Source organism: Gordonia sp. UBA5067 (genome assembly GCF_002414845.1).
Classification (GTDB): domain Bacteria; phylum Actinomycetota; class Actinomycetes; order Mycobacteriales; family Mycobacteriaceae; genus Gordonia; species Gordonia defluvii.
Genome location: NZ_DIAX01000042.1, coordinates 1 through 1,241, shown reverse-complemented (window position 1 = coordinate 1,241; position 1,241 = coordinate 1). Strand labels below are relative to the sequence as shown.

General features: G+C 65.2%; 1 protein-coding gene. It reads right to left on the bottom strand.

The window, feature by feature from the left end; genetic code table 11:
- On the bottom strand, positions 1–1,241 hold a 1,241-nt coding region (gene miaB / locus B4M62_RS06390; RefSeq protein ID WP_290706145.1), incomplete at both ends, for a tRNA (N6-isopentenyl adenosine(37)-C2)-methylthiotransferase MiaB.

Sequence of the window (1,241 nt, the reverse complement as noted above, 5' to 3'; positions counted from 1 at the left end):
CTCGCTCCGCTCCCGGCGCCGGGCGCGAAATGGACCAACCGGCCATCGCGGGCCCGACCGGTCAGCCGATCATGTTCAGCGCTCTTGCGAGAGGAATCGGCGGTGACCAATAGTTCCACCGCAGACCCGACCAACGTCTGGTTCTCGGTCAGACAGACACTCTCCTGCAGCGCCACGAGGCGCTGATAGCGCTCGGTCACGACCTCGGGGGGAACCTGGTCGGGCATCGTCGCCGCCGGCGTACCCGGCCGTGGCGAATACTGAAAGGTAAAGGCGGAACTGAATCTGGCTGCTTCGACGACGTCAAGAGTCGCCTGGAAGTCCGCTTCGGTCTCACCTGGGAAGCCGACGATGATGTCGGTCGTGATTGCGGCGTGCGGCATCGCCGCACGCACGCGATCGAGGATGCCGAGGAACTTCGACTGTCGATACGACCGGCGCATCGCCCGCAACACCCGGTCCGAACCCGACTGTAACGGCATGTGCAGCTGCGGACACACATTTGCGGTCTGCGCCATCGCCTCGATCACATCGTCGGTGAACTCGGCCGGGTGCGGCGACGTGAAGCGCACCCGCTCGAGCCCCGCCACCGTCCCGCACGCCCGCAGCAGATCGGCGAACGCACCACGGCTGCGCGGCTGCTCGGGATCGGCGAACGACATGCCGTATGCGTTCACGTTCTGGCCGAGCAGGGTCACCTCCAGCACCCCCTGGGCGACGAGAGCCTCTACCTCGGCGAGGATGTCGACGGGCCGGCGATCGGTTTCCTTGCCGCGCAGCGACGGCACAATGCAGAAGGTGCACGTGTTGTTGCAACCCACTGACACTGACACCCAGCCCGAATAGGCCGAATCGCGCCGCGCCGGCAGTGTGGACGGGAAGCGATCCAGCGATTCGAGGATTTCGATCTGCGCCTCGTCGTTGTGACGGGCCCGGTCTAGCAGGGCTGGCAGCGATCCGATGTTGTGCGTGCCGAACACCACATCGACCCACGGGGCACGATCGAGGACCGTCGATCGATCCTTCTGGGCGAGGCACCCGCCGACGGCGATCTGCATACCCGGCTTGCCTCGTTTCACCGGAGCCAAATGCGACAGGTTGCCGTACAACTTGTTGTCGGCGTTCTCCCGCACCGCACAAGTGTTGAACACAACCAGATCGGGCTCGTCACCGTCGGCCGGCACGTAGCCGGCCTGCTCCAGGAGACCGGAAATACGCTCCGAGTCGTGCACGTTCATCTG